Here is a 21,722-nt window from a genome sequence, read left to right on the forward strand (position 1 = left end):
CCCCTGAGGGCTCTGACGTACTCTCAGCTGACGTACTGCAAGCGGGGGGTTGCCGATGGTGTACGTACGCGATGTGGTGCGGGAAGTGGTGGCGGAGCAGGCGGCACACGAACTGCCGCTGGTCGACAGCCTCCGCGAGCTGGACGACGCCGGGGCCGTCCGCGCCCTCGCCTCCCGGCGGCAGAGGCGGGAACCGCTCGGCTTCGGCTACGCCGAGGTCGCCGGGCTGATCGCTCCCGTGGTCTGGCTCGTCCTCGACCAGGCGGCGCGGCGCGGTGTGGACACGGCCACGGAGAGCCTTATGGAACGGCTCCGCTCGGGGACGCGGCGGCTGCTCAGGCGAGGCCCTGACGCGACGGAACCGGTCGTGATCGAACTGGAGCCCGGCGAACTGGCCCTCGTCAGGACCCAGATCGTGGAGCGGGCGACGGAACGCGGCATGGAGCGCGCGGAGGCCGAGGCGCTCGCGGACAGCGTCGTGGCCAGGATCGCGATGGCCCCGGCGACCTCGGGCACGCAGTCCGAGACGCCTGACGACCCCTCGTGAGGCCGCCGGCCGCGTTCAGGAGCGCGACCGGCACCGGGCCCCGATTCGTGCTCCTGATGGTGCTCGTCACGCTCTCCGGCGTTCCGCTGTTCGGGATCACCTTCACCGCCCTGACCATGGACTACGAGTCCGGGTCCGGGGCGATGGACTGCATGTTCGCAGCGGGGTTCGACCCCGCTGCCGGCGATGGTGAGAACGCCCTGCGGGCGATGCGCCGCCCGGAGCTGCTGAGGAAGTGCCTCGACGAGCAGCCCCAGTCCTACGCCGGACTCGTCGCGACGGCGGCGATGCTCGCCGTCGCGGCAGCCGTGTACTGGTACCAGCCGAAGCTGCACGGACTGCGGCGCAGGTCGGCACCCGTCGAGACTGTCGACGCCGACGGCTCCCTGGCCGCGGAGCTGGCCCTGCTGCGCACCCACGCCGGGCTCGGACCGGAGCTGAGCTTCCGCGTCGACCTGGCCCGAACGACGTCCAGCGCCTACGTCGAGGGACGGTCCGGCCGCTACAGCGTGCATCTGCACGCCGGGCTGCTGGTGAGGCGGGGAACCGACCCCGAGGGGTTCCGCGCCGTCGTCCTGCACGAACTCGCGCACGTACGCCACCGCGACGTCGACTACGCGTCCGCGAGTACCGCGCTGTGGCGGGTGTTCGTCGTCACCGCGCTGCTGCCGCACCTCGGCCAGTACGGCTACTCCCTCTTCCTCCTGGCCCTCCACACCGACTCCCCGTGGTCTCCCGCGGCGCCCTCGATGGTGGGTTTCGTCCTCGTCGCCCTGCTCCTCGTCGGACTGGTGCACCTGGCGCGGGCCGATCTGCTGCGCAGGCGCGAGTTCCACGCCGACCTCCGCGCCGTGGCGTGGGGCGCGGACCCGGCCGGCTGGCACCGTCCGGAACCGCGGGGCGGCGTGCTGCCGTCGTTGCGCCGGTTCACCGCGCCCCTGCGGACGCATCCCGGCTGGGAGGAGCGCAGGACTGTCCTCGCGGACCCTGGCCGCCTCGACAGGCTCGTCCCACTGGAGATGTTCCTGACCGGTGTGTCCGCCTCGCTGCTGTTCGGGGCGGTGTCCGTCCTCCCGTTCATGCCGCGTGGAACGGCTCTCCTGTGGACTTCGGACGGTCTCGTGACACTGGCGCTCTGCTCCGTACTGGGCGTGCAGGCGACGCGGGCCGCAAGCAGGGTCGACAGGATCGCCGAATCCGGCGTGCTCGCCGGGCTCTGGCTCGGATTCGGGCTGCTGGTCGGGCAGTTCGCGGTAAGCGGCCGGCACCGGGTCGACCTCGTGCCCTCGAACCCCGAGTACCTCCTGGTCTTCCTGCTCGTCGGGACCGTGCCACTGGTGTGGTGGTCGCAGACGCTGCGGCTGCTCCCCGGCCTGCCCGGGCGGAGTCGCCGCGTCGCTCTCCTGGTCTGTGCGCTGGCGGCGGCCCTGACCCTGCTGAGCGGGCTGATGTGGTGGCGGCTCGGCGGGGAGCGCATCATCCTGGGGATCGGCGACCCGGCGGGCGCCTTCGCCAAGGCCTACACCCTGACGGTCCACGGGGACTGGGGGCCTTATGCCTCGGACTTGTCGGCCCTCGCCGAAGGCACGTTCGTCCTGTCGTCGCTGCACGCGCAGCCTCCCGTCAGCGTGGCGGCCGTCCTGCTGTGGCTCGCGCCGCTGGTGCTGTTCCTCTTCCAGGGCGCGGAAGCAGCTCGGCGGTCCCGCCCTGAGGTACGGCGGACGCTCGCCGCCGCCGTCGCGTGCGGTCTGATGTCCTTGGTGGTCGTGGCCGTGGTGAGGTACGCGCAGGCCACGCCCCGCCCGGCGGACGTGCAGGAGCGGACGGGTGCCTTCCTGATCGTTCAGATCTGGTGGCTGATCGTGACGGTGACGGTCGTCTGCATGGTCGCGGGCGCATTGGTGGCGGCCTTCTCACGCCGGCACTGGATGCTCAGGGCCCTGGTCGCCGCGCAGGTGGTGCAACTGTTCCTGTACGGGGGCGTGTTCCTCTCATACGCCGCCGACGGCTGCCTGGGACCGGCGAACGCCGTCTCCGACACCTGTCACTGGAATCTCCGCAACGGCTTGACCACTGCCGTCCCGGTCGTCCGTCTCACCTACAACAACGCCGTCCTCGGCGCGGCCTGTGCCGCGCTCCTGGGCGCGGGCTGCGCGCGGCTCGTCCGGCGGTGGCGTGCCCGTCCGGAGCTCTCCCTCGCGCCGCTGCCGGCACCGGCCGCCGCGGGCCACCGGCGGGTGACCGCTCTGAAGGCGGGGGCGGTGCTCGCGTTCTGCGTGCCGGCGGTGTTCGCGGTCCTCGTCGTCAACTCCGCACCGAAACCGTCGGATTACTCGGACATCGCCGCCCGGGAGCTGGCCGGTGCGGACGGAGACCCCGGCAGTCCGCCGGGGCGAGCGGGCGGGCGGACCGGGGACGACGGCCGGAAGCCGGAGCGTGGGAAGGGCACGGAGGATCCCGCGGTTCAGCGCCTGCAGATGCACTCCTGGCTGCACAAGGGGGGCATCAGACGTGTACGGAAGTTCGACGCGGCGGTGACCTCGCTGTACGCCGAGATCGGCAAGGTGCGCGCCCGGGGTGAGGGGAAGAAGAGGGTGCGGGTGGAGGAGAAGGACTTCCACAAGCTCTGCGTCGACGTGCGGAAACGGACCGACCGCACCCTGGATTACTTCCCCGTTCCGGACAAGGAACTACAGCGCGAGTGGTCGGCCGCGCTGCGCCGGGTGCGGACCGCGGCCCGCGAGTGCCAGGAGGCGACGGTCCTCCCCGAGGACGAGTCCAGGGCGGCGAGGAAGAAGCGGGAGAAGAAGTTCACCGGCTCCCTCCACGAGGTCGTCAGGGGAGTAAGCGACGTCACTGCCGTCTTCGAGAAGATCACGGTCGAGGCCGGCTCCACGACGGGCCACCGCGGGAGGAAGGACGACTGAGCGCGGCTTGTGCACCGCCCCGCCCCCGGTGTCCCACCGTCGCCCCTCGTCCCGCGGCGCGACCTCCGCGACCTCCCGTGATCGCGCTTCAACTGTGCCCTCCGCCAGTACAGTTGAGCATGTGAGCGCGGTCGCTTCCGCCCACATCCGCACGGAGGAAGGGACGTTTGTGAGCATCAGCAAGGGACTCGGAAAGGTCGGGGTGGCTCTGAAGTGGGACCCCAGTCCCATAGGTGCACCGGTGCACGATCTCGACCTCGTGGCCGCCACGTACACGGCTGACGATCCGTACGGAAAGCCCGCCTACCTCGTCACCTTCGACAGCCGCTCGCCGGACGGCACGATCACCCTGGACAGGGAGAGCCGCACCGGGCAGGGCTTCGGCCCCGACGAGGCCCTGACGCTCGAACTGGAGCGGCTGGCATCCTCCTACGCGCGGGTCGTCGTGGGCGTCGTCATCCAGCAGAGCGGGGGGCGCATGACGTTCGGCGACGTCGCCAACACCGCGGTCGAGGTCACCGAGGGCTACACGCAACTGGCGGACGACGACTTCGCGGGCGTCGCCGGTTCCACTGCGGCGACGGTCGCGGAGTTCGTCCGCGGCGAGTCCGGCGGGTGGGAACTCCGGGCGGGCGTCCGCGGGTTCGACGCCGAGCCGGACGAGTTCGCCGCACTGATGGGGAGGAAGCCGGCCTGACCCGTCGGCCGCCCGGCTGCGCCCGGCGGCCGTGACGTGCCGGACAGGTACCGCGGTCCGGCGCCAGGCGACCGGGCACCGGGCCGTGCCCCGCCGCCCGGCCGGACCCGCCGCCCGGCCGGGCGCGGCGCACCCCTGAGGTGCTGGGCCGCCCCGGCGCCCCCGGGCAGACTTGCCGGATGAACGAGTCCCGGGGGTCCGGCACCCAGCAGACCGAGCGCAGCCGCTGGGCGGCCCTCCACCGGCCCCTGCGCCGCTTCCTGCGCACCGAGACCGGCAGCGCCGCGATGCTGCTGGCCGCGACGCTGGCGGCACTCGTCTGGGCGAACCTCGACTCCGGGTCGTACGAGCGCGTATGGGCGACGCGGCTGTTCGTCGGGATCTCCGACGCCCGGATCTCGCTCGACCTGCACGAGTGGGTCAACAGCGGCCTCATGACGTTCTTCTTCTTCGTGGTCGGGCTGGAGGCGCGGCGCGAGTTCGACATGGGCGACCTGCGGGAGCGGCGCCGCGTCACCCTGCCCGTCCTCGCCGGCATCGGCGGCATGGCGGTGCCCGTGGGGATCTACCTGGCGTTCAACGCGGGGCATTCCACCGCGCAGGGGTGGGGCACCGCCATGTCGACGGACACCGCTTTCGCACTGGGCATGCTCGCCCTGGTCGGTCCGCGGTTCCCGAGACGGCTGCGTGCCTTCATGCTCACGTTCACCGTCGTCGACGACGTCATCGCGCTGCTGGTCATCGCCCTCGTCTACAGCGAAGAGGTGGCCCGGGGCCCGCTGCTGACGGCGGTCGGCATCTTCGCGGCGGTGCTGCTCGTCCGCACCGCAGGGGTGAGCTCCGGAGTCGTGTACGCGGTGCTGGGGGCGGCGCTGTGGGTCGCGATGCTCGAATCCGGCGTGGACCCGGTCACCACGGGTCTGGCGCTGGGGCTGCTGACGTACGCCTATCCGGCGTCCCGCGGCGACCTGGAGCGGGCCAGCGGCCTCTTCCGGCTCTTCCGCGAGCAGCCCACCGGCGAACTGGCCCGTACGGCGCGGGTGGGACTGAGGGCGGCGATCTCACCCAACGAGCGTCTGCAGAACCTCTTCCACCCCTGGACGAGTTACGTGATCGTGCCGCTGTTCGCCCTCGCCAACGTCGGGGTCCCGCTGACGGAGGAGCTCCTGACCCGGGCCTTCACCTCGCCGCTGACCTACGGCATCCTCTGCGGCTTCGTCCTGGGCAAGCCCGTGGGCGTCGTCGGCGTCTCGTGGCTCGTGACACGCCTCAGCCACGGCAGGCTGCGGCCACCGGTGGGCTGGGCCGCCGCGGCGGGCGGCGGCACCATCGCCGGCATCGGGTTCACCGTCTCGCTGCTGATCGCCGGACTCGCCTTCCACGGCGAGGAGTTGGAGGAGGCGAAGATCGGCGTGCTCAGTGCGGCGCTGTGCGCGTCCGCGCTCACGTGGGGGCTGTCGAGGGCGACGGCCCTCCTGCCGCACCGGCTACGGGGCCGTGCGCTGCTGGGCCTGTCCGAGCCTGTCGTCGACCTCGCCTCCGTCGTCGACGGCGACCGCGACCACGTGCGGGGGGCCGAGGAGGCCGTCGTGACGATCCTCGAGTACGGCGACTACGAGTGCCCCTACTGCAGCGGCGCGGACCCGGTCGTCCGCGAGCTGCTCGGCTCCCACGAGGACGTCCGCCACGTGTGGCGCCATCTGCCGCTGACGGACGTGCACCCCAACGCGCAGCTCGGCGCCGAAGCAGCCGAAGCAGCCGCCGCGCAGGGCGCGTTCTGGGAGATGCACGAGTGGCTGCTGTCGCATCAGGAGCAGCTGAACGTGCCGGATCTGGTGCGGCAGGCCCAGGCGCTGGGGCTCGACGTGGAACGCTTCCGCGAGGACCTGCGCGAGCGCATCGGCCAGGACCGCATCCTGCAGGACCTCGACTCCGCCGACGAGAGCGGGGTCTCCGGCACTCCAACGTTCTTCATCAACGGCCGCCGCCACCAGGGGGGTTACGACATGGACAGCCTGTACAAGGCCGTGAAGGCGGCGCGGGTGCGGGCGCACATGGGGCCGTGACACCGCTTCTGGCGCCGTTGATCCGCGGCCTGTTCCGCCGTTCCCTGCCGCCCGGGGTCAGACCCGGCCGAGCCGCGTCCCCGGACGGACGTTCCAGCGTCCGGCTGCCGCGCTGAACTCCGTCGCGGTCAGCGGTTCCACGTCCACGCGCCACAGGCTCCCGGCCGGCGCGCCGAGTGCGAGGACGACGGCCGCGCGTACGACGTCGGGCTCCACCACGGCCACCACCCTGCCCGGCCGCGCGGCGAGCTCCGCCAGCCAGCCCTCGATCCTGGCGCACAACTCCCGTACGGATTCGCCCCCGTGGGGCGCGCTCTCCGGATCGGACAGCCAGCGGCGCACACCCTCGGGTTCGGCTGCCGCGACCTCCTCCAGCGTCCTCCCCCGCCAGCGGCCCATCGCACATCCGGCGGCCCGCGCGACCGGTACCGCGGTCAGGCCCAGCGCTTCCGCCGTCTGCTCGCAGCGCGGCGCCGGGGAGGCGAAGTGGCGCGCCGGCGGTGCCGGCGGGAGCGTCCCGGCCGCCGTGGACGCGGCCCGCAGCCCTGCGGACGTGAGGACGCTCCCCCCGTCGAAGCGCACGTCGTCCGACGCCTCGTTACGGGCGGGCGAGATCAAAGTCACTCGGCAGGTCATCGTCCCCTCTTCCCCGGCTGAACTGCGGCTTCCCGGACGGCAGTCGGGCCCCTCCGGCGGTCCCGGAGACACCGGGCGGCCTTGGCCGGGCAGGTCCCCGCGCGGTACCTTCCGCAGGTATAGACGACGGCAGGGCGGAAGCCGGTGGGAATCCGGCGCGGTCGCGCCACTGTATGCCCCCTCCCCGTTCGCTGCCGCGCGCAGAGGACGGGCGGGACGAGTCAGACCCGCTGTGCCGTCACGGGCTCCACCAACAGGGACGCGAGTTCCCATCAGGAGGTCATGTCATGGCACAGTCCATCGCCCCGCCGTCCACCGGCGCCCCCACCGCTGTCCCGGCCCCGCTGCCGGTCAAGGCGATCCTTCCGTGGGCGGTCTTCTTCGGTCTTCTGACCCTGATCGCGCTGTACTTCGTCGGCGCGGAGCAGGGTGCCACGTCCGTCTTCGCCGGGACGGGCGTGCACGAGTGGGTCCACGACGGACGCCACCTGCTCGGCTTCCCCTGCCACTGACGGGGAGGAAGCGCACCGTGAACTCCTCGACAGTGCGGGCACTCCTCGTGAGAGGCATGCTCGCGGGTCTCATCGCGGGCATGTTGGCCCTGGTCACCGCCTATTTCCTGGGTGAACCGCAGATCGACGCCGCCATCGCGTACGAAGAGGCCCACACGCACGGGCACGAGCACGGTCCGGAAGTAGTCAGCCGTTCCGTGCAGTCGACCGCCGGGCTGGCGACCGGCGTCCTCGTCTACGGCGTGGCCGTGGGCGGCGTCGCCTCGCTCGTCTTCAGCTTCGCCCTGGGACGGGTGGGCGGCTTCAGCCCGCGCGCCACGGCGCTGCTGCTGGCGGGCGCGGCGTTCGTGAGCGTCTACCTCGTTCCGTTCCTCAAGTACCCGGCCAACCCGCCCTCCGTGGGCGATCCGGCCAGTCTCGACAAGCGCACCGCTCTGTTCTTCCTGATGGTGGTGCTGGGGGTGCTGCTCGCGGTCGCGGCGACGATCGCGGGCAGGCGGCTGGCCCCACGGCTGGGCAACTGGTACGCGACGGTCGTCGCCGGGCTCGGCTTCGCCGCGGCGGTGGGCATCGCGTACGCCTTCCTGCCGTCGTTGAGCGAACTCCCGGAGCACTTCCCCGCGTTGCTGCTCTGGCGGTTCCGCCTCTCGGCGCTCGCCGTGCAACTGGTGCTGTGGACGGCCTACGGGCTGACGTTCGCGCACTTCGCGCAGCGGCTCCTGGCGGGCCCGGCCCGCGAGCGGGAGACCGTGCGGGACGGAGCAGCGCCTGCCGCCGCGCAGGTCTGATCCGACCGGGCGCCCGCCCGCGCCGGTGCGGAGGACCGGCGGGCAAACGGATGACGGCCGCTGCCACGGACCTCGTCAAGAGGCCCGTGGCAGCGGTCTGTTCACCCCCGGCGGGCCGTCACCGTGCGGGCACCCCGGTTCGGGGCGGCCCGTCCGCGCGGCCCGTCACCGGCAGCAGGGACGGGCCGCCCCGCCGCAACGGCGTGACCGCCCGTCCCGCCCTGCCCGGAGAGGACGGGACGGCGGTCAGCGCGTCTCTGCCCGCAGCGTCCGGGCCGCGGTGACGACGTTCTGCAGCGCCTCCCGCACTTCGGGCCAACTCCGCGTCTTCAGCCCGCAGTCGGGGTTGACCCACAGGCGCTCGGGCGGGATCGCCACGAGCCCCTTGCGCAGCAGCGACACCACTTCCTCGACCGTCGGAACCCGCGGCGAGTGGATGTCGTACACGCCCGGCCCGGCTTCGCGGGGGTAGCCGGCGGCGGCCAGTTCGTCCGCGACCCGCATGTGTGAGCGGGCCGCCTCCAGGCTGATGACGTCGGCGTCGAGATCGTCGATCGCCCGCACGATGTCCCCGAACTCCGCGTAGCACATGTGGGTGTGGATCTGGGTGTCCGCCCGCACACCCGAGGTGGCCAGGCGGAAGCATTCCGTCGCCCACCGCAGGTACTCGGGGCGCCCGGCCGCGCGCAGCGGGAGCGTCTCCCGCAGTGCCGGCTCGTCGACCTGGATGACGGCGGTCCCCGCGGCCTCCAGATCCGCGACCTCGTCGCGCAGCGCGAGAGCCACCTGCCGCGCGGTCTCCGCCTGCGGCTGGTCATCCCTCACGAAGGACCAGGCGAGCATCGTGACGGGGCCGGTGAGCATCCCCTTCACGGGGCGCCGGGTCTGCTCCTGGGCGTATCGCGTCCACTCGACGGTCATCGGCGCGCGGCGCGAGACGTCCCCGGCGAGGATCGGCGGGCGGACGTAGCGCGTGCCGTAGGACTGCACCCAGCCGTGCCGCGTCGCGGCGTAACCCTCCAGGCGTTCGGCGAAGTACTGGACCATGTCGTTGCGTTCGGGTTCGCCGTGCACGAGCACGTCGAGCCCGGCCTTCTCCTGGAAGCGGATCACGTCGCGTATCTCGGCGGCGATGCGCTTGTCGTAGTCCTCGCCGTCCAGCCGTCCGGACCGCAAGTCGGCCCGGGCGGCCCGGAGTTCGCTCGTCTGGGGAAAGGAGCCGATAGTGGTGGCGGGCAGCGGCGGCAGGCCCAGCCTGGCCCGCTGGGCGGCGGCCCGCTCCGGGTAGGGCTGATCCCGGCGCGTCCCGGCCTCGGTGACGGCGGAGGCCCGCGCCCGCACGGACGCGTCCCGGGTGAGCTCCGACGACGAACGGGCGGCGAGAGCGGCGGAGTTGGCGGCGAGCAACCCCGCGATGACCTCGGTGCCCTCGCTCAGGCCCTGGGCCAGGGTGACGGCTTCCTCCGCCTTCTGCCGCGCGAAGGAGAGCCAGCGCTGGATCCGCGGGTCGATGTCGCGCTCGACGGCCGCGTTCAGCGGTACGTGCAGCAGGGAACAGGACGGTGCGACGTCGACCCTGTCCGCGAAGCCGAGCAGGGAGGCGAGGGTGGCCAGCGACCTCCGCAGGTCGTTGATCCACACGTTGCGGCCGTCCACGACCCCGGCGACGAGCCGCTTGCCCGGCACTCCGCCGACGCCCGCCAGATCGTCGAGGTTGGCGGCGGCAGGACCGGTGAAGTCCATCGCGAGGCCCTCGACGGGAGCCGCGGCGAGCACCGGCAGCGCCTCACCGAGACGGTCGAAGTAGGAGGCCACCAGCAGTTTCGGCCTGTCGGCCAGTGCTCCCAGCTCCCGGTACGCGCGGGCGGCGGCGTCCAGCTCGGCGGGGCCGCGGTCGGCCACGAGCGCCGGTTCGTCGAGCTGGACCCACCCGGCGCCGGCCGCGCGCAGGTCGGTGAGGATCTCGGCGTAGACGGGGAGCAGCCGGTCCAGCAGCGTCAGCGGCTCGAAGCCGTCCGGTGCGCCGGGCGCGGGCTTGGCCAGCAGGAGGTAGGTGACGGGCCCGACGAGCACGGGGCGCGCCGTGTGCCCCTGGGCGACCGCCTCGGCCAGCTCGCCGGTCTGCTTGCGCGAGTCGGCGGAGAAGACGGTTTCCGGGCCCAACTCCGGTACGAGGTAGTGGTAGTTGGTGTCGAACCACTTCGTCATCTCCAGCGGCGCGACGTCCCGCGTGCCGCGTGCCATGGCGAAGTAGCGGTCCAGGGAGCCGGGTTCGGCGACCGCCCGGTGGCGTTCCGGAACGGCTCCGACCATGACGGTCGTGTCCAGCACGTGGTCGTACAGGGAGAAGTCGCCCGTCGGGACTTCGTGGACGCCGGCGCTCACGAGCTGCCGCCAGTTGTCGCGGCGCAGTTCGGCAGCGGTGCGGTGCAGGTCGCCGGCTGCGACGCGGCCCTTCCAGTAGCCCTCGACGGCCTTCTTCAGTTCCCGGCCGGGGCCCTGCCGGGGATAGCCGTGGACGGTGGCGCGTGAGGCCGCGGCTGCGGACTTGGTGGTCACTCAACTCTCCTTCGCGAGTCTCGCCGGTGCCCTCGGGGGCCGGACGCGAGCAGGAGAGGTGACGCGGCGGAACGCACTGCGTGCCGCCTGCTGCCGCCGACCCGCCCTCGAGGTCACCGAGATCGCCGCGCACGCGTCGCGTGCGCGGGCAGTGGCAGGTCTTCGGACTCGCGGGCGCGCCGCGTCCTCACGGACCGGCTCCTACTTGCCGTCGCTTCCCGGGCCCGTACGGGCCCAGTGCGTCTGACGGCGTTCGTTCCCACTCACCGCTGCGGGGCAGTTCCGGATTCGCACCGGATTCCCTCTTGCGACCCCCTGCCTGGCGGACAGGGCGAACCGACTGCCCTTCAAGGCTACGGGCGTGCGGGAGGCGGCGGCAAAGGTTCGCGGCGATCCGCGGTGAGGGGTTGCTCATGCCCTCGGGTGGTTTGGACGGCGGTGCACGTGGGCCGGTCGCCTGTCCCTCCCTGCGCCGACGGAGGGGGGCGTCCGGGGACCGGCGGTGTGGCGGACCGCGGGCGGCGCCCGGCGGTTCCAAGCTGCTTCCGGACAGTCACCGCCCGCCTCGCCCGGGCGCCGCGAGCGACGCGGCAGTGAAGCGGACGCAGCAGCGCCACGCCGGTGCCTCCCGGCACCGTCCCCGGCCCGGGCCCCCGCACGCGCCTGCGGGAGAAGCGGTGCGGCCGTCACCACGCGACAGGAGAAACGACCATGCAACTCCCCGGCTCCGCCGAGTCAGCCGCCGCCCGCCCCGCGGACCTGCCGCCCGAGGCGAACCCGGCCGACCCCCGCTTCTGGCAGCTCCCCCACGACGAGCGGCTGGCCGTTTTCGCCAAGCTGCGGAGCCTGGAGTCGCCGGAGTTCTTCAGCCCTCCCGCCGGCACCCTGCGCAAGGGGAACGAGCCGGGTTTCTACGCGCTGGTCAGGCACGAGGACGTACGGGAGGCCAGCCGGAACCCGGCGGTCTTCGGGAGCGCCCCCGGTGTGACCACGCCGCTGCCCGCGCGCTGGGTGCAGGCCCTCTTCGGGCAGTCCATGGTCAACCTCGACGGCCAGGAGCACGCGCAGCTCCGGAAGATCGTCTCGCGTGCCTTCAGCCCGCGTCTGCTCGCGCAGGCGGAGCGGGACATCCACGACGTGGCCGAGCGCGCCGTACGGGACGCGGTGCGGCGTCCGTCGCGCGAGTTCGTCACCGCCGTGGCCTCCCGGGTGCCCTTCGAGGTCGTGTGCAACATGATGGGCATCCCCGAACGGCACCGGCCGCGCATCCTCGCCCAGCTCAACGACGCCTCCGAGGACATCGGCGTCGGACGCGGGGCGCGCCGCAGGTTCCGCGTCCCCGGCAAGGGCCTGCGGGCTCTCGCCCGGATGCACGTCATGATCGCCAGACTCGCCCGCGAGCGCCGCCGCCACCCCGCGGACGACCTCATCTCGGCGCTCGTCACCGCCGACGTCGACGGGGAGTGCCTGGGCAACCGCCAACTCGGGGCGTTCTTCACCCTGTTGATGGTCGCGGGGGTCGAGACCACCCGCAACGCCATCTCGCACGGACTCGCGCTGCTCGCCGACCACCCGGACCAACGCGACCTGTGGGCCGGTGACTTCGAGAAGTACGCCGACTCGGCCGTGGACGAGATCGTGCGCTGCTCGACGCCCATCATCCAGTTCAAGCGCACCCTGCGGCGCGACCACGTCGTCGGCGAACGGACCCTGCGCGAGGGCGAGATGGTCGCCCTGTACTACGCCTCCGCGAACCGCGACGAGGCCGTCTTCCCGTTCGCCGACACCTTCGACATCACCCGCGACCCCAACCCCCACCTCGGCTACGGCGGCGGAGGACCCCACTACTGCCTCGGCGCGCACCTCGCCCGGCAGGAGCTGAAGGCGCTCTTCCGCCTGCTGCTCGACGGTTCCGTGGCGATGCATGCCGCGGGGCCGCCCGAGCTCGTGCCCTCCAGCTTCGACAACCGCGTCAGGTCGCTCCCCTTCGGCCTCGGCGGCTGCCCGGCCTCCGGAGACTCCACGCCACAGGACGCCGCTCCCGGCGCGGAAGACGCCGGTGGTGCGCAGTGCCCGTCGCCCGGAGCGCGCGGGGCGTAGCCGGGCGAAGGCGGGCCGGAAGCGTGCCGGGCGGCTCGATGCCGCCCGGCACCGGAACGTCTGCCGCGTCGCCTCCCGGTCTCAGGGCATGAACTCGGCGATCAGGTCGGGGATCAGCACCGCGTTCGGGTAGCCCATCGGCACGGTGAGCACCGGCTCGTTCCGGCCCTTCCTGTAGACGCAGACCATGCCCGCGCGGAGCTGCGTGCCGAGGACCTCGCGCCAGGGCAAGGAGACCCGCGGCCTGGCACACACGACCCCGCCGCGGTCCACCTTCACGCCGGCGCCGACCGTGACGGTCTCGCCCCTGCGCACCGCCGCGACGAGCTGTGCGAGCAGCCGCGGCTCGAGGAACTGCCGCGACAGGTTCACCAGGGACAGCCACTCCTCCGGCGGCTCGCTCACGCGGCGGAACGCGTGGAAGTTCACGAGGACGCCGTCCCGTCCGAGCCCGCCGTGGTACGGGTACTTGTCCACCTGGAAGTCGAACGCGCTCTCGTGGCTGGTCGGCCACAGGAAGCGCTTCGTGGCGGTGTGCGTGACCGAATAGCCCACCCACTCCACCTCGTCGAGCGCGATCGACCTCTTGCCGTAAGTGATCACCTGCGGATCCGCATAGAGACGCTTCCGGCCGATCGCCGTGTCCAGGACGGGAATCGGGCGCGACGGCGGCGCCACCGGCGACGTCCGGCCCTGCGGAGGCACCTGTGCGGCGGGCGCGTTGCCGGGTCCGGGAGCCGCGGCGCCGGAACGCGGGGACCCCGCCCGGCCCTCCGCGGCAGCGGCCTGTGGCGCGGTGCGGGCCGCGGTGCCGTGCCCGCCGGCACCCGTGACGTACTCGGCGAGCCACGCCGGTGTGCCGGCGCGCGGGTATGCGGCCAGGTCGTTGCGGTAGTGCTCCGGTGCGAGCAGGTGGCCGTCGGGGAGGGGGCGGTCGCCGTAGTCGAACACGGTGGCGATACGGGCGTTCGCGCCGCCCTCGTGGCCGAGTTCGAGGAGCAGCCGCCACCACGGTCCGGCGGGCATCCGTGCGGCCAGGTGCCGCTGCCGGCGGACCAGTACGGCGATCTGCTCGGGCACCGGCACCTCCGTGCTGCGGCTCCCGGTCCAGAAGCGGAGCTGCCCGACCTCGCGGGAGACCGTGAAGGAGAAAGCCGCGGTGAACCGGTCCCACCCCGCGGGGCCGAGGAGCGCGAGCTGCTGAGCGAGGGGGCCGAGCAGCCCGGCCGCCCTGGCCGCGACCACTTCCTCCGAGGGCGGCTCGACGGTGAACGAGCTGATCTGCGGCGGGCCTTCGGACTCCGACTCGCGGCGCACCACCTCGTCCTTGAGCTCCGCCAGGAACCGCTCCTCCGCGGGGCGGCGGCGCACGTACGCCTCCTCGGCGCCGAACAGCTCCTCGGCCTCCCGGGGAGGGATCGAGCTCGACGTCTCCTTCACGCGGCCGATGTCGCTGACGAGGAAGACCGATCGGCCCACCGGCATGTCGAGGAACGCCATGGGGTCGCTCTCGTCGACGTCCACCGGCGCGTACACGCTCCAGCCCGCTTCGAAGCGGTCTGCCGCCAGTCCCTGGACGGGGTAGTCGAGCCGGTGCTCCCGGACGTGCTCGGCGACGAGCGCGGTGGCCCTGGCCGCCGGCATGCCCCCGCCGTCGGGCGGTGGGACTCGGTCGAGGGGGTGGCCGACCCGGCCTGCGGGCGCGCTGGACGGCGACCGGCCGCGGTAGTGCTGCGTGAGGTCGAACCAGAGGCACACTTCCTCGGCCGTCTCGGCATCGACGTCGGCCGCGGCCACCGACCACGAGCCCCCGGCGTCCCGCCCGTACAGCGTCACCAGCTCGGCGTCGTCCCGGCTCACGACGACGTAGTCCGCCTCGTGGAGTTCGCCCACCTCGGCGGCCTCTTCGAGCGTGGGCGGCGTGGCGCTGACGCGCTCCCCGAACGGTTCGCCGTCGACGTCGACAGCGGTCAGGACGTAACCGTCCTCACCGGAGGCGAGGGGAAGGTCCAGCGGGAGGAAGGGATCGCCCACCCCGTCCGGCACGGCGCCGCCGCCCCGGCCCAGCCCCCGGCGGCACGACTCGTCGTGCCGCCGGCGCAGTTCCACGACGACGGGGGCGGGCGCGTCCGTGACGAGGACCGACCAGGCGCCGGCCGCGTCCCTGCCGTAGAGGGTGATGTCGTGGCCGTGACGGACCGACACGTAGTCCGTCCGGTGGCTGTCGCCGAATGCGGCGGCCTCGCGGAGGGTGGGCGCCGTGGGGAGTTCGCGTTCCGCGAGCCGTTCGCCCCGGGCGTCGGTGGCCGCCATCACGTAGCCGGTCATCGGTCGTGCTCCTGTCGCTGCGGAGGATGGTGAGTGCAGGTGACGCCACATGGTGGCCGACGGCGCCGGAGATCCGGTAGCCGAAAGCGCGGCCCTGCAAAGCCCTTGTCCGCGACGCGAGTTGGGCGTATGGCGCGAGCCGCGCGGAGGGCCCTCACGGCGCCTCGCCGCCCCGGCCGCGCACTCGTCCGGCCGTCGTCTTTACTGCGACGGACTGGCACGGGCCGCAGATACCGACGCCTGCTCGGGGTGTTTCCGATAAGGCGGCAGCCGTACGATGAATGCCATGAACGTAGTGGTGTTTCTTCTGGCCCTGGGCATCACTTGTCGTATTACACGACTCATAACGAAGGATACGCTCGCCGCCGGATTCCGCTCCTGGACGGCCCAACGGTTCGGCGACGACTCGAAGTTCGCCTATCTCGTCACGTGCAGCTGGTGCACGAGCGTCTGGGTGGCCGCCGCCGTGGTACCCGTCGCTTTTCTCGCGGGGAACACGGTCGCATTCCAGGCGGTGGCGATGGTGCTGACACTTTCCTATCTCAGCGGCGTGGCGTCCAACTGGCTCGACTAGAGCCGAGTTTTCCGTTCCGCGCCGCGGTTTCGGGTGTCGGACGGATAGGAACCGGGGAAACTCCGGGCGACGGGGAGAAACCATTCGCACCCCTTCCCCGGGCGAGCCCCCCTTCCCTGGCCCCGTACTCCCGGCTTCCACCGTCGCACCGCCCTTCATCGCCGACTTCCGGGCGTGCGGCTCGCTTTCAAAGACCCGCCGGAGTCGGCCACGGAAGTGCGATGGATGACGCGGCCGGGCGGGGCACCCGGGCCGGGCAGACTGAAGGAGAATTCCGATGGGATGCAACTGCGGCGGACGCAATCGCCGGACAGCCACCGTCTACCGCCTGGTGCTGCCGAACGGGGCGGAGCGCGACTACGTCACCCGCCAGGAGGCCGAGGCGGCGAGACAGCGGAGGGGCGGCACGGGAAGGATAGTCGCCGTCAACCGCTAGCGATGCGTCCACGCTGATCAGCGGCTCCCAGTCCGGGTCCGGGCGGGGAGCCGTACGGGGTCGGCGCCAGGTCGCCCGATGCCGGCGTGCTCTTCGGAGCGCGTCGGCATTGTCGTGCACCAAAACAATCCATACGATTACCTGAATGCGGTCCGCCCGAAACGCAGGGCGCACAACGGGCGCCCTCCGCAGGCGCGTTGAGACGCACGAGTGCGCCGCTGTTTCAAGCCGCCGTGCTTGACACCGCCGGTCCAATCTCCATTCCCCGGACTGGACAACGCAGTTCCGTACCAGACGCAAACCCCGGCCGCCACCGAGAAGTTCACCGGTCCTCGGAAAGGGCCGTCCCCCGCGGCCCCATCCCGCACACCGCAACTGCCGCCAGGGGGCGCACACTTCCGGTACGGGAGAGGAGCACGGGCGCATCGGCGTTCCGCGCGCTCCAGAAAGGGAGCACGAGAGTTCCCGTGAACGGCGTCGCGCACTCCGGAAGCGGCGGAAAAACGCCCTCTCCTCGACATGATCCGGCCCGATTCCCCGCGTGTTCAGGACTTTCACAGCAGTGCGCCGTAGTGCGTCCGCTTCACTGAATCGCACCCCCTCGCTCCGTACCGCGCTCCGCCATACGGGCGTTATCGGCGCCGCGGGTATGGCTCGTGCCCCGATTCGGGCGCCTACTTGAGATGTCGCCGGGTGAAAGGCGCCGGGCCGGCGGCCCGAACCGCTGTCCCCTGTAGCCGAGTTCGCCTGTTCTCCCCTCCGCCCGGCGAGAACGAGGAAGGGCGCAGGCATCAGACCGTCCGGAGCTGGAATTCCGCCAGCCCGCGGTTCCGTGAATTCCGCACCGTTGTGAGAGAGGCCTTCCATGCCCAGCACCACCACGACCATATCCTCGGCACCCGACCCGTCGGTGTGCGGCGAACCCGTCACGTTCACCGCGCAGGTGACGGTGGACCCGCCCGACACGGGCACGCCGACAGGCACGGTCACGTTCATCGTCAGTGACGACGGCCCGTCGCTGACCGTCCCGCTGGACGGAGCCGGCCAGGCGCAGGCCGTCTTCGACGACCTCAGCGTGGGTGTGCACGACGCCGTCGCCGTGTACTCCGGCGACGGCACGTTCGACCCCTCGTCGTCCCCTCTCGACACGCACACGGTCAACCCGGCGCCGTCGACCACAGCGGTGAGCGCGAGCCCGGACCCCTCCGTCTGCGGTCAGCTCGTGACGCTCTGCGCGGACGTCACCATCGACGCGCCGGGTGAGGGCACGCCCACCGGCGACGTCGTCTTCACCGGCCCCGGGGGGTTCACCGAGACGGCGACGCTCGACGCCGGCGGCCAAGCATGCGTGTCCACTACGGAGTTGACGTCGGGAACGGTCACGGCGACCTACGAGGGCGACGACTGCGCGGACGGATCGGCGGGCACGTTCGACGTCACCGTGGGCCCGGCGGACTCCACCACGACCGTCACGGCGAACCCGAACCCGGCCGTCTGCGGCGAACTCGTGGAAGTGTGCGCCGTCGTCACCACCGACGCCCCTGGCGTCGGCACCCCCACGGGATCGGTCACGTTCACCGCCGACGGCGGCTTCAGCCAGACCGTCACGCTCGACGGCACCGGCCAGGCGTGCCTGACGAGCAATGGTCTGCCCGACGGGACCGTCACCGCCACCTACAACGGCGACGCGTGCAACCTCTCCTCTGTCGGCACCGTCGACCTCGTCGTCGAACTGGCGGAGAGCAGCACCCTCCTCACGGCGAGCCCGAACCCGGCCGTGTGCGGTGAGCCCGTGACGCTGTGCGCGTTCGTCACCGCCGACGCGCCCAGCACCGGAACGCCCACCGGAACCGTCACCTTCACCGGCCCCGGCGGCTTCAGCCAGACCGTCACGATCGGCGGCGGCCAGGCGTGCCTGACGAGCAACGTGCTGGCCGCGGGCCCGTACACGGCGACCTACGACGGCGACGCCTGCTTCAACGGCTCCTCCGCCGGCGTCGACCTCGCCCTCACCCCTGCCGACACCACGACCACGGTCACGCTCGACCCGGCCTCGTCCGTGTGCGGCGAGCAGGTGGAGGTCTGCGCGTTCGTCACCGCGGACGCGCCCAGCACCGGAACGCCCACCGGAACCGTCACCTTCACCGGCCCCGGCGGCTTCAGCCAGACCGTCTCCCTGGGCGGGGGCCAGGCGTGCCTGACGACGTCGGCGCTGTCGAGCGGAGTGCTCGTCGCCACGTACAACGGCGACGGCTGCAACAGCGGCTCCGCCGGCTCGGCCACTGTCACCGTCGACCCGGCCGACACGGCGACGGCTCTGACCGTCGACCCCGCGACCTCCGTGTGCGGGCAGTCGGTGCAGCTGTGCGCCACCGTCACCACCGAACCGCCCGGCTCGGGCACACCCACCGGAACCGTCACCTTCACCGGCCCCGGCGGACTCAACACCACGGTGACGCTGGACGGTTCGGGCCAGGCCTGCGTCACCACCGCGACCCTGGAGACGGGAACCGTCACCGCCACCTACAACGGCGACCCCTGCCACTCCGGTTCGGGTGACACCGCCGGCGTCACCGTCGACCCGGCTGACACGGCCACCGTGGTCTCGGCGGTCCCCGACCCGTCCGTGTGCGGCGAGTCGGTGCAGCTGTGCGCCACCGTCACCACCGAACCGCCCGGCTCGGGCACACCCACCGGAACCGTCACCTTCAGCGGCCCCGGCGGGCTCAACACCACGGTGACGCTGGACGGTTCGGGCCAGGCCTGCGTCACCACCGCGACCCTGGAGACGGGAACCGTCACCGCCACCTACAACGGTGACAGCCCCTGCTTCGCCGGATCGGCCGGCACGTTCGCTGTGACGGTCGGCCCCGCCGCGACCACCACCGCCGTCACCGCCGACGTGAACCCGTCGGTCTGCGGGCAGCCTGTCGAGCTGTGCGCCACCGTCACCACCGACGCACCGGGCTCGGGCACGCCCACCGGGAGCGTCACCTTCACCGGCCCGGGCGGACTCGCCGAGACCGTCACGCTCGACGCCCTCGGCCAGGCCTGTACGACCACCGCCGAGCTGGAGACCGGCACCGTCACCGCCACCTACAACGGCGACGTCTGCCACGACCCCTCGACGGGCACGCTCGGCGTCACCGTCGGCCCGGCCTCGACGACCACCACCGTCACCGCGTCCCCGGATCCGTCGGTGTGCGGCCAGTCCGTCGAGGTCTGCGCCACCGTGACCGTCGACGAGCCCGGAGCGGGAACGCCGACCGGCACCGTCACGTTCACCCTGCCCAGCGGCGCGGAGACCACCGTGTCCGTGGACGGTTCGGGTGAAGCGTGCTTCAACACGACGGGGCTGACGGACGGCGCTGTCGTCGCCGTCTACAACGGCGACCCCTGTGCGGCCGCATCGACGGGGACGTTCACCGTCACCGTGGCTCCGGCGGCCACGGCCACCTCGGTCACGGCGCTCCCGACGCCCTCGGTCTGCGGGCAGAGCGTCACCCTGTGCGCCACCGTCACCACCGAAGCACCCGGCTCGGGCACGCCCACCGGCACCGTCACCTTCACCGGCCCCGGCGGGCTCAACACCACGGCGACGCTGGACGGTTCGGGTGAAGCGTGCGTCACCACGACCGTGCTGGCCTCCGGCACCGTCACCGCCACCTACAACGGCGAGAGCCCCTGCTTCGCCGGATCGGCCGGATCCACCACCGTCACCGTCGATCCGGCCGGCAGCTCGACGGCGCTCACCGCCTTCCCGGCGACCTCGGTCTGCGGGCAGAGCGTGACCCTGTGCGCGGCCGTCACCACGGCGGCGCCCGGGTCCGGCACACCCACCGGCACCGTCACCTTCACCGGGCCCGGCGGACTCAGCCAGACCGCCGCACTAGACGGCACCGGCCAGGCCTGCATCACCACCAGCAGCCTCGCCACCGGGACCGTCACCGCCACCTACGGCGGCGACGCCTGCCACCTCGGCTCCTCCGGAACGCGGGCCGTCACCGTCAACCCGGCCGCGACGGCCACAGCCGTCGACGTCTCCCCCGATCCGTCGGTGTGCGGCCAGAGCGTGGAGGTCTGCGCCACCGTCACCACCAACGCGCCCGGCTCGGGCACGCCCACCGGCACCGTCACCTTCACCGGGCCCGGCGGGTTCAGCCAGACGGCCACGCTCGACGGCACCGGCGAAGCCTGCCTGACGACGACGGAGCTGGCCTCCGGCACCGTCACCGCCGTCTACAACGGCGACGCCTGCCACGCCACTTCGACCGGCAGCACCACCGCCACGGTCAACGCCGCGTCCACGAGCACCGCCGTCACGGCCGACCCGGATCCCTCGTCGTGCGGTGAGCCGGTGGATATCTGCGCCACCGTCACCACCGACGCACCAGGTTCGGGGACTCCGACGGGGACGGTGACCTTCACCGGGCCGGGCGGGCTCAACACCACGGCGACACTGGACGGTTCGGGCACAGCCTGTGTCACCACGACCATGCTGGCCTCCGGCACCGTCACCGCCACCTACAACGGAGACAGCCCCTGCTTCGCCGGATCCTCGGGATCCACCACCGTCACCGTCGATCCGGCCGCGACGACCACCACCGTCACCGCGGACCCCGACCCGTCCGTGTGCGGGCAGTCCGTCGAGGTGTGCGCCGAGGTCTCCTTCGACACCGTCAGCGGTACACCGGCGGGAACGGTCACCTTCACCGGGCCAGGCGGACTCAACCAGACCGTCGGGCTCGACGGCACCGGCCAGGCCTGCATCACCACCAGCAGCCTCGCCACCGGAACCGTCACCGCCACCTACAACGGCGACGGGTGCGGTGCGCCGTCGTCGGGGAGCACCCCGGTCGAGGTGAACGCCTCCGCGACGACGACCGCGGTCGAGGTCGACCCGGAGGAGTCGGTGTGCGGCCAGCTGGTGCAGATCTGCGCGGCCGTCACCAGCGACGCACCGGGCTCGGGAACCCCGACCGGAACCGTCACCTTCACCGGACCAGGAGGACTCGACCAGACCGCCACACTCGACGGCACCGGCCAGGCCTGCGTGACCACCACGGGCCTCGGCACCGGGACCGTCACCGCCACCTACGACGGCGACGCCTGCCACCTCGGTTCGGCGGACTCCGCGGACGTCACCGTCACCTCCGCGACCACCACCACCGCGGTGACCGCCACGCCCGACCCGTCGGTGTGCGGGCAGTCCGTACAGGTCTGCGCCACCGTCACCACCAACGCGCCCGGCTCCGGCACACCCACCGGAACCGTCACCTTCACCGGACCAGGAGGACTCAACCAGACCGTCGGACTCAACGCCTCCGGCCAGGCCTGCACCACCACCAGCAGCCTCACCACCGGAACCGTCACCGCCGTCTACAACGGCGACGCCTGCCGCCAGGGCTCCTCGGACACGGCGGACGTCACGGTCAACGCCGCGTCCACGAGCACCGCGGTGACCGCCACGCCCAACCCGTCGGTGTGCGGGCAGTCCGTACAGGTCTGCGCCACCGTCACCACCAACGCGCCCGGCTCCGGCACACCCACCG

General features: G+C 72.4%; 13 protein-coding genes and 1 riboswitch. Of the genes, 10 read left to right on the top strand and 3 right to left on the bottom strand.

What is annotated here, in order from left to right; all coding sequences use genetic code 11:
- Positions 1-55 precede the first annotated feature (55 nt).
- The 4 genes from IEY56_RS19790 to nhaA all read left to right on the top strand — a co-directional run bounded on the left by IEY56_RS19790 (position 56) and on the right by nhaA (position 6,237).
- Positions 56-547 (top strand): hypothetical protein, encoded by a 492-nt coding sequence (locus tag IEY56_RS19790; protein ID WP_189038582.1) that lies wholly within the window; start codon positions 56-58, stop codon positions 545-547.
- A gap of 56 nt (positions 548-603) precedes the next feature.
- Entirely contained in the window at positions 604-3,474 is a 2,871-nt protein-coding gene (locus IEY56_RS19795; protein WP_229712045.1) for a M48 family metalloprotease, read from the top strand.
- A gap of 169 nt (positions 3,475-3,643) precedes the next feature.
- Positions 3,644-4,171, top strand: coding sequence for a TerD family protein (locus IEY56_RS19800; RefSeq protein ID WP_189038584.1), 528 nt, complete (start codon positions 3,644-3,646; stop codon positions 4,169-4,171).
- Between the two features lie 179 nt (positions 4,172-4,350).
- A complete protein-coding gene (nhaA, locus tag IEY56_RS19805) occupies positions 4,351-6,237 on the top strand; it encodes a Na+/H+ antiporter NhaA (protein WP_189038585.1) in 1,887 nt (628 codons plus the stop codon).
- 57 nt (positions 6,238-6,294) lie between these two features.
- Here the strand turns inward: nhaA and IEY56_RS19810 are convergent, their stop codons facing one another.
- The gene (locus tag IEY56_RS19810) at positions 6,295-6,861 is read right to left on the bottom strand and encodes a histidine phosphatase family protein (protein WP_308424156.1); all 567 of its coding nucleotides are present in this window, start codon (positions 6,859-6,861) and stop codon (positions 6,295-6,297) included.
- A 299-nt stretch (positions 6,862-7,160) separates the two neighbouring features.
- Between IEY56_RS19810 and IEY56_RS19815 the strand changes: the two genes are divergently transcribed.
- Both IEY56_RS19815 and IEY56_RS19820 read left to right on the top strand, forming a co-directional pair.
- Entirely contained in the window at positions 7,161-7,385 is a 225-nt protein-coding gene (locus tag IEY56_RS19815) for a CbtB domain-containing protein (RefSeq protein ID WP_189038587.1), read from the top strand.
- A 17-nt stretch (positions 7,386-7,402) separates the two neighbouring features.
- A complete protein-coding gene (locus IEY56_RS19820) occupies positions 7,403-8,173 on the top strand; it encodes a CbtA family protein (protein WP_189038588.1) in 771 nt (256 codons plus the stop codon).
- 246 nt (positions 8,174-8,419) lie between these two features.
- On the opposite strand, the gene metE is transcribed toward IEY56_RS19820, so the two are convergent.
- On the bottom strand, positions 8,420-10,732 hold the full coding sequence (gene metE / locus IEY56_RS19825) for a 5-methyltetrahydropteroyltriglutamate--homocysteine S-methyltransferase (RefSeq protein ID WP_189038589.1): 2,313 nt from the start codon (positions 10,730-10,732) through the stop codon (positions 8,420-8,422).
- Positions 10,733-10,868: 136 nt separating this feature from the next.
- Positions 10,869-11,089: riboswitch (cobalamin riboswitch) on the bottom strand.
- 354 nt (positions 11,090-11,443) lie between these two features.
- On the opposite strand from metE, the gene IEY56_RS19830 reads away from it, so the two are divergent.
- Complete coding sequence (locus IEY56_RS19830) at positions 11,444-12,832, top strand: cytochrome P450 (RefSeq protein ID WP_189038590.1); 1,389 nt, start codon at positions 11,444-11,446, stop codon at positions 12,830-12,832.
- A gap of 81 nt (positions 12,833-12,913) precedes the next feature.
- Here the strand turns inward: IEY56_RS19830 and IEY56_RS28575 are convergent, their stop codons facing one another.
- Positions 12,914-15,160, bottom strand: coding sequence for a hypothetical protein (locus IEY56_RS28575; RefSeq protein WP_229712046.1), 2,247 nt, complete (start codon positions 15,158-15,160; stop codon positions 12,914-12,916).
- A 286-nt stretch (positions 15,161-15,446) separates the two neighbouring features.
- On the opposite strand from IEY56_RS28575, the gene IEY56_RS19840 reads away from it, so the two are divergent.
- The 3 genes from IEY56_RS19840 to IEY56_RS19850 all read left to right on the top strand — a co-directional run.
- Positions 15,447-15,734: a DUF1360 domain-containing protein gene (locus tag IEY56_RS19840; protein ID WP_189038591.1), complete on the top strand. Its 288-nt coding sequence runs from the start codon at positions 15,447-15,449 to the stop codon at positions 15,732-15,734.
- 277 nt (positions 15,735-16,011) lie between these two features.
- A complete protein-coding gene (locus IEY56_RS19845) occupies positions 16,012-16,170 on the top strand; it encodes a DUF7196 family protein (protein WP_189038592.1) in 159 nt (52 codons plus the stop codon).
- An 865-nt stretch (positions 16,171-17,035) separates the two neighbouring features.
- On the top strand, positions 17,036-21,722 hold a 4,687-nt coding region (locus tag IEY56_RS19850), incomplete at its 3' end, for a beta strand repeat-containing protein (RefSeq protein WP_189038593.1).

Origin of the sequence: Streptomyces daqingensis (genome assembly GCF_014645895.1) — a bacterium.
Classification (GTDB): domain Bacteria; phylum Actinomycetota; class Actinomycetes; order Streptomycetales; family Streptomycetaceae; genus Streptomyces; species Streptomyces daqingensis.

Coding starts and splice junctions, on each gene's coding strand:
- IEY56_RS19840 (WP_189038591.1), top strand. CDS start 15,447: ATGAACGTAGTGGTGTTTCTTCTGGCCCTGGGCATCACTTGTCGTATT.
- IEY56_RS19845 (WP_189038592.1), top strand. CDS start 16,012: ATGGGATGCAACTGCGGCGGACGCAATCGCCGGACAGCCACCGTCTAC.
- IEY56_RS28575 (WP_229712046.1), bottom strand. CDS start 15,160: ATGACCGGCTACGTGATGGCGGCCACCGACGCCCGGGGCGAACGGCTC.
- IEY56_RS19790 (WP_189038582.1), top strand. CDS start 56: ATGGTGTACGTACGCGATGTGGTGCGGGAAGTGGTGGCGGAGCAGGCG.
- nhaA (WP_189038585.1), top strand. CDS start 4,351: ATGAACGAGTCCCGGGGGTCCGGCACCCAGCAGACCGAGCGCAGCCGC.
- IEY56_RS19815 (WP_189038587.1), top strand. CDS start 7,161: ATGGCACAGTCCATCGCCCCGCCGTCCACCGGCGCCCCCACCGCTGTC.
- IEY56_RS19795 (WP_229712045.1), top strand. CDS start 604: ATGGTGCTCGTCACGCTCTCCGGCGTTCCGCTGTTCGGGATCACCTTC.
- IEY56_RS19830 (WP_189038590.1), top strand. CDS start 11,444: ATGCAACTCCCCGGCTCCGCCGAGTCAGCCGCCGCCCGCCCCGCGGAC.